The organism is Streptomyces sp. SID8352 (assembly GCF_009862265.1).
Classification (GTDB): domain Bacteria; phylum Actinomycetota; class Actinomycetes; order Streptomycetales; family Streptomycetaceae; genus Streptomyces.
The window spans coordinates 41,003-50,315 of record NZ_WWGX01000096.1 but is presented as its reverse complement, the minus strand read 5'-3'; the positions used below and the strand labels follow the sequence as shown (position 1 = coordinate 50,315).

Below are 9,313 nucleotides of genomic sequence, written 5' to 3'. Positions count from 1 at the left end.
GACCGCCGATGATGCTGATCGGTATCGATCCGCACAAGTCGACCCACACGGCCACGGCCGTGGATCCCGAGACCAACCGCGATCTGGCATCGATCCGCATCGACGTGACGCTCTAGGAGTACCAGCACATGCTGGACTGGGATGCCAGTGGCTCGAGCGGCGATGGGCCGTCGAGAACGCCAGGGGCCTGGGACGCCATCTGACTTCATGGCTGCTTGCCCGGGGGCAATGCACCAGAACGACTGGTCGCGCGCCGAGTCGTTCGCCGAACGGGCCGTTAACCTGCTGGACGACGCGTTCACCCGGGCCGCCTGCGGCACCATCCTGATCAACAAGGCCGATTTCTTCGCTAGCCAGAGCGACAACCGGCGGCAGGAATTCCTCCAGCGCGGGAATAAGCACTTCGAGGTGGCCTCCCTCGGACCGGGCGATGTCGCTGGCGGAGAGCGTCACGGAGTGCGACGTCCCGGAATAGTCCACGCCGATCGCCGAGTTGCTTCACGAGCGGAAGCTGATCTACAGCGGCCTGCGCCTGGACCTCCGATACGACCTGGCACTGGACTCGGTCCGCCGAGCCGACGTGCTGTCCCGCCGATGGAGAAACCTGTCGGAGTAGGGCCTCCCCGCTGAAGGTCCAAGGGGCCGACTCCCGACGGAGTCGGCCCCTTGGGTCTGAGTTGGAGCGCCCTCATCACTCCCGGCTCCGCTCACCATCCATGCGCCGAGCGTGGAATACCGGCATTGCCATGCTCGTGACGGCCGCAATCAATAGGGTTGCCCGCGGAAGGCTGGTTCGCGAAGGACGTGGATCGCCTCCCTGTGGCACCCCCGCCCCACCGATCTGATCGATGCGGCATCCTCCTACCGGGACCTCACAATGAGGCTCCGTAAGGACCCCGAGACCGGCGTCCCGCACTACTGGGTGCATCGAGGAGGACAGGGCCCACCGTGCGGAAAGGCGCATGCAACGCAGCGCACATGACGGCCAGCGCAGCGCGAACTGCTATCGATTGGTGCATGGCACGACGGTGTCCTGTACTGATGCCTTGGAGCCGGTCCCCGCAGCGGGCACCCCAGCGCTGGGTCGCGTGCGTACAAGCCGGGGGCGTTTTGAAATCCCGGGTGGCCCGTTTCGGAGGCGTCCGCGTTAAGGCGCTGACCTGGGCCTGGAGCGTTTTCGGCAGATCCCACGGAGGCGAGGGCCTGGAGGGACCTTGTCGGGGGTCCAGGGTGTGGATCCTCGGCCAGGTTGGCAAGCCCGCTGGGCAGGATCCGGTGGGTGCCCGGTGGTGCCTGTGGGCGTTGGTTCCTGACCAGGGACAGCGTAGCGGATGGTGTTGGGGCGGGGGTCTGCCCCGGGGGACGTGCGGTGTGTGAGATGCGCGGTGGCGGGGCGGCGCGGGCGGTGGGTGTCGTCGGGGCGGCTCGGGGAGCCCAGGACTTCGCTGCTGTGATGCGGCCCGGTCGGGGTGGGGCCGGGCCTGGGGAGCTGAGGGACCGGTGGGCGTCCGGGGCGTGTGTGCTCCGGGAGTGGGGGCGCTGCCCCTCGTGGCCGTGGCCGTGGCCGTGGGCCCGGAGCCGGGCGGCCCGGCTCCGGGGGTGTGGGGGGTCAGGCTCGGGGGGTGAGCCTGTCGCGGCCCTCGCCGTGCACCTCGGGCAGTGCCGTTTCGCGGCCCGTGAGCGCGAGGAGCAGGGCGAGGGCCGGGCCGCTCGCCTCCGGGCCCTCGCCGAGGACGAGGTCGGTGTCCGTCGCCCTGAGGCTGAGCGTGGTCAGGAGTTCCCTCGCGCCGCCGAAGGACGCCGGGGTGCCCGCCTGGTGGCGGAGTGCCCGGACCACGGCCTCCCGGGGATAGGCGCGGGTGAGGCCCAGCGGGCGGCGGATGTCCTCGCCGTGGACGATCTCCTCGACGACGCGGCTGTCCAGGGGGCCCGGAGGGGCCGTCGTCCGCGCGGCCACCGCGCGCAGCCGTGCCAGCGTCTCCCGTGGCGTCGCTCCGCGCTCGCGGGTCACCCCGCGGGCGTTCTGGCGGTGGAAGTCGAACCGCGCGCGGACGAGGCCGGCCACGAAGCCCGGACGGGTCGTGCGCGCCGAGTCGACCAGATGGGCGGCGACGTCGTGGACCGTCCACCCCTCGCAGAGCGACGGCCGCTCCCAGCACGCGTCGTCGAGGCCCTCCAGGTCCCGGATCAGCGCCGCGCGCTCCGTGTGGACGATCTCCCAGACTTCCCTCACGCGTTCTTCCCTGACACGTTCCGGATGCCGCATGGCCGTCGCTCCTCGGTGGTCGTTCCCTGCCCTTGCGGTAGGGGTGACTCCGGATCGGCGGCGAACTCATCGCTCGGGGCAGGCCCCGTTCCGGCGGGCCCCGTTCCAGCAGGCCCCGTTCCGGCTGGCTCCCCGTGCCCTGCGCCGCGGTTCCGTCCGGCGGGTGCGGGGATTCTCCTCCGAACCCCGTCCGGTCGCGGCCCCCGTCCCGTCGCGGCGGGGGCCGGGGGCGCTTCCCGGGGTCAGCCGGCCGAGGTGTCGTGGGGAGTGCCGGACGCGGCTGCCCCGGGGGCCTTGGTGCTCGTCAGGAGCATGGCCAACCGCGTACCCAGCGGGCCGAGTTCCGTTTCGTAGCGGCGGAAGACGGCGTTCTCGCGGGCGAGTTCCGTGCGTGGCGCCCTGCCGTTCCGGCGCTGGTCCTCCAGTTCGGTCATGGCGGTCAGGCGCTCCCGCACGAGGGTGATGATGGCGGCGTCGATCTCTTCCATGCGCGTGTGCTGCGCGGTGGACGGGGACGCGGTGCTCTGCTGTCGCGGCAGGGACAAGGGGATGCTCCTTCGCTGACGGTGGGGACGTGGGAGTGGGGAGGGGAGGGGCACGATGAGCGGGGGCGGGCGCGGCGCTACGGCAGTGGTGTCCGGAGGGCCTCCAGCCAGGTCCGCCATCCGGCCGCCCGTGCCGGCGCGCCGGTGCCGAGGGTGCTCTCCGTCCAGGCCGTGACCGGCGTCAGCCCGTGCAGGGCGTTGGTCACCCAGACCTCGCGGCCCGCCAGGGCGGGCAGCCGGCACCGGCGGGGCGCCACCTCGACGCCCCTTCGCCGGACCTCCTCGATGATCAGCCGTGCGGTGACGCCGGGCAGGGTGGGCAGCTCCGCCGCCGGGTGGCACAGCACGTCCCCCTCCCACCACAGCAGGGAGGAGTTGACGGCCTCGTGCACGACTCCGTCGGCGGAGACCAGGAGCGCCTCGTCGGCTCCCGCCGCCGCTGCCCTGCCCCGTACGGCGGCCAGGGTGCCCAGGTCGGGCCCCTTGTGCCGGGGGTTCCCGCGGGGGTCGGGGACGGTCGTCCCCCAGACCCGGGTCGTCTCCCGCAGCGGCGGCGCCGGTCGCTGCCGGTACAGCAGGCGGACGCCGCCGGGGTGGACGGTGTCCGGGTGGGCGTCCCCGGCCGCCCGCTCCAGTTCGACGCGGGGGAACCATGTGCCGGGGCCCCGCGGCAGCAGCCCCGTCATGGCGGCCCAGAAGGCGCCGAGAAGCGGTGCGGGGAGCCCGGCGAGTGCGGCGCAGGAGGCGGCGAAGCGCTGTTGGTGCCGGGCAAGGGCGCGTACGGCCCCGTCGGCGACCAGCCAGGAGTCCGCCGCGAGCAGTTCCGGGAGCGCGGCCGGGGCGAGGAGTCTGGTGGGCCCGGGAAGCCCCGGGGGCACTGATGGCGCCGGAGCGGCGGGGCCGCCTGCACGGAGCCCCGCGCCGTCCCGGTCCCGTACGCCGTCCCGGTCCCGCGTACCGCCACCGTTCCGCGCACCGTCCCGGTCCCACGCACCACCCGCGTGCCGCGTACCGTCCCGGTCCCGCGCACCGCCGCCGTCCCGCGCACCGTCCGGGCGGCGCGGTCCGTCGGCCCCGGCCCGGTCCCCCGGACCGCCTCCCGGTGAGCCGGAGACGGACCGCGAACCCGAAAGCCCCAGGGAGCCCGGAACCCCGGGGCCTCCCGGAGCCCCCGGAGACCTGAGCGACCCGGGCACCCCCGGCGACCCTGGCGACCCGGGCAACCCCGGCCACCCGGGCGACCCCGGCGAACCCGAAGGGCCCCCCTCCCCGCCCTCCACCTCGCGCAGCTCTCCCGCCCGGGTGAACACATGGAGCCGTTCCCCGGCCCCCCGCGCCGGTGCCGTGCTCAAGGGGACACCGTGCCCGCGACCGGGCGGGCGGCGGTGGGCAGTCCGCGGGGTTCCCGGCCGGGGAAGCCGGTGTCCAGGAGCCGCAGCAGTGGGGCCGTCTTGGTGATCGTCTCCTCGTACTCCGCGTCGGGGTCGGAGAGGGCGACGATGGCCCCGCCGACGCCGTAGCGGATGCCCGTGGGGGTGATGACGGCGGTGCGGATCACGATGCTCAGGTCGGCGGCGCCGGACAGGGAGAAGTAGCCGATCGCTCCGGAGTAGACGCCCCGGGGGCCCTCCTCCAGGGCGTCGATGATCTGCATGGTGCGGATCTTGGGGGCGCCGGTCATCGAGCCGCCGGGGAAGGCCGCGCGGACGCACTCCACGGCCGTCGTGTCCTTCCGCAGCCGGGCACGCACGGTGCTGACGAGCTGGTGGACGGTGGCGTAGGTCTCCACGTCGAACAGCTTGTGCACATGGACCGAGCCGACCTCCGCGCACCGGCCGAGGTCGTTGCGGACCAGGTCGACGATCATGAGGTTCTCGGAGCGGTCCTTCTCGTTGCTCCGCAGGTCCGCCCGGAGCGCCTCGTCCTCCTGGGTGGTGGCGCCGCGCGGGCGCGTGCCCTTGATCGGCTTGGACTCGGCCAGCCCGTCGGCGCCGATCCGCAGGAACCGCTCCGGGGAGGTGCTGAGGACGGACAGGTCCCCGAAGAGGAGGAGCGAGGCGAAGGGGGCGGGGCTGGCGCGGCGGAGGAAGCGGTAGCCGTCCCAGGGGTCGATCTTGGTCTCGCTGTGCACCATGTTGGTGAGGCAGACCTCGTAGGTCTCGCCCGCGGTGATGTCCTCCTGGCTGCGCCGGATGCGCTCCAGATAGGCCTCCCGGTCGTGGCGCAGCCGCAGGTCGTCCGCGTGGACGGACTGCGGGGGGACGACCGGGGCGGGATCCTGGCCCGCGAGGGCGCGCAGCCGCTCGGCCGTGGTGCGCAGCCAGCCGCGCGCCTCCGCCGCCGCCCCGCCCGCGCCGGGGGCGGCCTCAGCCCCGCCCGCGCCGGACCCCGCGTCCGTCCCGCCCGCGTCAGCTCCCGCGTCCGTCCCGCCCGCGCCCTCCGTACGGCCCGAGCCGCCCGGGGCACCCGCGCCACCGGCGTCCGCGCCGCCCGGACCACCGGCGGGACCCGTACCGCCCAGGTCATCCGCGCCACCGGCGTCCGCGCCGCCCGCACCACCGACGGCACCCGCACCCCCCAGGTCACCGGCGGCGTCCGTGGCGTCGTCCCCCGGCGCCAGCGCGAGCAGATGCGTCGTGCCGGTCAGATGGTCGAAGACCAGGGCCCGCGCGGCGAACACCATCGTGGCGTCGGGCTCCTCCGGGTGGTGGACGACGGGTCCGGCGCCGCACTGCGCCTTGAGTTCGTAGCCCAGGTACCCGACCCAGCCGAGGGCGAAGTCGCAGGGGAGCGGGGGGACGTCGACCCGGAGGGAGCGCAGGTCGTCGTCGATCCAGTCCAGGAAGTCCCGCCGGGTCGCGAACGGCTCCCCGGTGGAGCGGTTGCCCGTCATCACCGTGACGGTGCCCGAGGCCACGTCCGCCGAGGCGACGCGGGCCAGTTCGCCGGAGGCGTCGCCCATGATGGAGAACCGCCCCAGGCCGCCGTCGGCGCGGCTGCTGTCAAGCCAGAACGCATGGTTTCCGCCACGCAGCAGCTCCTCGAAGACCACCTCGGGGTCCCACGCGGTCGGCAGTTCCTCGGTGAGCACCCGCAGCCGTCTCGGCGGCGCGGCGGTTTCCCCGACGGTGGCGCGGGCGGGCCCGGCCGGGGCGGCCGAACTGCGTGCGCCGTGCTTCTCCTGCCAGCGGGCGGTGAGGTCGCGGAAGTTCCGGACCAGGCGTAATCCGTGCTCGCTGGAGATCGACTCGGGGTGGAACTGCACGCCCCACAGCGGCAGGCGGCGGTGGCGCAGGCCCATCAGGATGCCGTCCGGCGTCCAGGCGGTGGCCTCCAGGGTGTCCGCCGGCAGGTCGCCGACGGTCAGGGAGTGGTAGCGGACGACGTCGAAGGGGGAGGGGATTCCGGCGAAGAGGTCCGTACCGAGGTGCTCCACCGGGGAGACGCGGCCGTGCCGGGGCTCGGGGGCGAGGAGCACGGGGGCGCCGTTGAGCAGGGCGATTCCCTGGTGGCCGAGGCACACGCCGAGGACCGGGCGGTCCGCGGCGCGCACGATGTCGGTGCAGATGCCGAAGTCCTCGGGGCGCCCCGGGGTTCCGGGGCCGGGGGACAGGACGACATTGTCGAAATCCTGGAGTTGGCCGGTTCTCCACCCTGGCTCATCATTGCGGATCACGACTGGCTCCTGCCCGTTCGCCTCCGCGAGGAGATGGAACAGATTGAAGGTGAAGGAGTCGTAGTTATCCACCAGGAGAGTGCGCATACTCACCTCACGAGATCGCGGCAGGGACGAATTCGAGCCAGGATGTCGAAGTCTGGCCATGCCAGGCCGGCGCGCGATGGCGCGCGGGGAAACAGACGGGGTTCAAGCCAAAAGGGAACGGGGGGACCGAACGGGGTGAACTCCATCGGGTCCTGACGCGATCCTGGCGTGAACGGGGTGGCGGCGGTCCGCGGGACGGGAGGGCGGGTGACCGTCAGGTCGACAGTCCGTAACCCCGGGCATATCGGAGGGAATCGGCCATTCCTGGGCGTGCGAAGAGCATGATACTTCGCAAAATATCCGACATTTCCCCCCGATTCTGTGCGGCCAGGGAGTGCGGGAGCGGGCCCCGTCCCCTTTTCGACATTGGGAGACCGTACCGGGCTTACACGTTCTGTCAAATGCCATCTGCCCGGATCGCGACGGGTGTATATGCGCGTTGCACGGGAATCGACGGAGAGGGGAATTGGCCATTCCGTGAGATGGCCGTCACGTCGTGCCGCCGGTCTTGACAGTGTGCGCGTGATCGCTTTTAGGATGCGGAGCTGCTGAACCGACAGAGGTGAATCAGCCGTACGCCGGGGGGATGTCCGTTTCGTGATCAGCGATTTCGCAGAGTTCGGTGTCGAGGCAAACGAGCCGAATCCTGACAGGCCGGATACCGACGGCGGTAACTGGGTCGACGAGTTACTTCTCGGCGCCACCGCCGGCGACTCCGCTCCCGCGGTCCACCTGGGCGAAAGCCTGGACCGCGCCGCTCTCCGCCGCGAGGTCGACGCCCACCGGGCGGTCCTGGCCGGCGCCGGCCTCGGCCCCGGCGGCTCCGTCGCGCTCCAGCTCCCCCCCTCGCTCCCCCTGATCACCGGGATGCTCGCCGCCTGGCGCCTCGGCGCCCAGGTGATCCTGCTCGACCACCGGCTGACCGGCCATGAGACCGGCAGGGCGCTCGGCCGGGTCGCCCCGCAGTTCGTCGTCCGCCCGGCGGGCCCCGTACGACAGGGCAGCCTGCGCGGTTACCACGTGGTCGACGCCGTCGTCGATCCGTATCCCGACGGCCGCCCGGCCGCTACCGGACACGCCCTCGTCCAGCTCAGCTCCGGCTCGACCGGCCCCTCCAAGGTGATCGGGCGCACGGCCGCCGAACTGGCCGAGGAGGTCCGCCGCTACACCTGCATCGAGGGCATGCCCGGCCCCGGCGACCGCGTCGTCGTCCTCAACTCCCTGATCCACGCGATGGGCCTGATGGCCGGTCTGCTGCACAGCCTGCACGCGGGCATCGAGATCGTGCTGCCCGAGCGGGCGACCGCCGACGGCATCCTTGACGCCGTGGCGGCCCGCAGCGCCCCCACCGTCATCATGGGCGTGCCCTTCCACGCCCAGCTCCTCGGCTCGGTCTCCGCCCCGCCGCCGCTGCCCCAGCTGGTCCGCGCGATCACGGCGGGCGAACTGGCCCGGCCCGGCGTCGCCGAGACCTTCGCCGCCCGCTACGGCGTGCCGCTCGGCGAGGTGTACGGGATGACGGAGATGGGCGTCATCGCCACCGACCTCTCCGGCGAGCACCGCCCGGCCGCCGGCTGGCCGGCCCCCGGCATCGGCGTCAAGGTCGTCGACGGCCAACTCCTGGTGCGCCGCGCCACCAACCCGTACCTCGGGCTCAGCGACCCGGACCGCTGGTCCGACGGCTGGCTCCGCACCCGCGACGCGGCCCGCATCGACCCGGACACCGGGCTGCTCACCATCCTCGGCCGGCTCGACTCCCAGGTCTCCGTCGGCGGCCTCAAGGTCGACCTCACCGAGGTCGAGTGGGCCCTGTCCGGCCTGCCCGGTGTCCGCGAGGCCGTGGTCGTGCACGACGGCGCCATCGAGGCGTACGCCGTGCTGGACGACGGTGTCACCGCCGCCGCCGTGGAGGGGCTGCTGGCCGAGCGGGTCGCCGGCTTCAAGCGGCCGCGCCGGATCCACGCCGTCACCGCCCTGCCCCGGACCACCACGGGCAAGCCGGTGCGCGACCCGGCGGCCCTGCGCGCCGCGCCGGAGCGGGCATGAGCCGGGCGGCGGCGCGCCGGGGCTCAGCCGTCCACGCGGCGCACCGACACGGGCAGCCCCCCGGTCCCCGAACCCCCGGCGACGCAGAGCAGATGACCGGCGGGCACCGCCGGGGCGGCGCTGGTGAGTCCGGCGCCCGGGGCGGTCTCCCGCAGCACGGGGTGCTCCGCGCCCCGGTCCGGCACCCCGGAGGCGGGCAGCGGCACCGGCCGCAGCAGCCCGCCGCGGGACAGCCCGTTGCCGGTCACCTTGCCCAGCGCCTCCTTGTGCGTCCACACCCACAGCAGGGCGCGGGGCCGCGCGGCCGGGGCGTGCTCCTCGATCCAGCGCACCTCCCCGTCGCTGAACCAGCGGCGGGCGATCCCCAGCGCGGGCAGTCCGCGCACCGCCTCCACGTCCACCCCGACCTCGCCGCCCGTGCTGACCGCGACCGCGGTGAGCCCGCGGGTGTGGCTCACGCTGACGTGGACCGCCGGCGCGGGGCGGGCTCGTGACCCGCCGGGTGCCGCCGCCCAGGGGCGCCCGCCGGGCTCCCTTCCGACCAGCACCGCGGCGGCGCTGACCCCGAGCACCTCCGCGACGGCGCGCCTCAACAGGGCGCGGGCCTGCGGCCGTTGGTCCCCGACCGGGGCCGTGAGCCACACCTCGACCCGAGACACCGTCGTTCCCCCTCCCGTTTCCGTGGCCGGCGAC

The 9,313-nt window shown here is 73.7% G+C and carries 7 protein-coding genes; 2 read left to right on the top strand and 5 right to left on the bottom strand.

Annotated features, from left to right (window positions below):
- Positions 1-493: 493 nt before the first annotated feature.
- Positions 494-616: a hypothetical protein gene (locus tag GTY84_RS34795; protein WP_272919295.1), complete on the top strand. Its 123-nt coding sequence runs from the start codon at positions 494-496 to the stop codon at positions 614-616.
- A gap of 993 nt (positions 617-1,609) precedes the next feature.
- Here the strand turns inward: GTY84_RS34795 and GTY84_RS29170 are convergent.
- The 4 genes from GTY84_RS29170 to pabB form a co-directional block, all read right to left on the bottom strand.
- Positions 1,610-2,266 carry a maleylpyruvate isomerase family mycothiol-dependent enzyme gene (locus GTY84_RS29170; RefSeq protein ID WP_161229403.1) on the bottom strand — a complete coding sequence of 219 codons (657 nt, stop codon included), beginning with the start codon at positions 2,264-2,266 and terminating at the stop codon, positions 1,610-1,612.
- A gap of 242 nt (positions 2,267-2,508) precedes the next feature.
- Positions 2,509-2,811 (bottom strand): hypothetical protein, encoded by a 303-nt coding sequence (locus GTY84_RS33210; protein WP_202551961.1) that lies wholly within the window; start codon positions 2,809-2,811, stop codon positions 2,509-2,511.
- 77 nt (positions 2,812-2,888) lie between these two features.
- On the bottom strand, positions 2,889-3,689 hold the full coding sequence (locus tag GTY84_RS29160; RefSeq protein WP_161229402.1) for an aminotransferase class IV: 801 nt from the start codon (positions 3,687-3,689) through the stop codon (positions 2,889-2,891).
- Positions 3,690-4,159: 470 nt separating this feature from the next.
- A complete protein-coding gene (gene pabB, locus GTY84_RS34290) occupies positions 4,160-6,574 on the bottom strand; it encodes an aminodeoxychorismate synthase component I (RefSeq protein ID WP_161229401.1) in 2,415 nt (804 codons plus the stop codon).
- Between the two features lie 597 nt (positions 6,575-7,171).
- Here pabB and GTY84_RS29150 point away from each other — a divergent pair.
- Entirely contained in the window at positions 7,172-8,620 is a 1,449-nt protein-coding gene (locus tag GTY84_RS29150) for a long-chain fatty acid--CoA ligase (RefSeq protein ID WP_202551960.1), read from the top strand.
- A gap of 23 nt (positions 8,621-8,643) precedes the next feature.
- Here the strand turns inward: GTY84_RS29150 and GTY84_RS34285 are convergent, their stop codons facing one another.
- Positions 8,644-9,279 carry a 4'-phosphopantetheinyl transferase superfamily protein gene (locus GTY84_RS34285; protein ID WP_345943554.1) on the bottom strand — a complete coding sequence of 212 codons (636 nt, stop codon included), beginning with the start codon at positions 9,277-9,279 and terminating at the stop codon, positions 8,644-8,646.
- Positions 9,280-9,313: the final 34 nt, after the last annotated feature.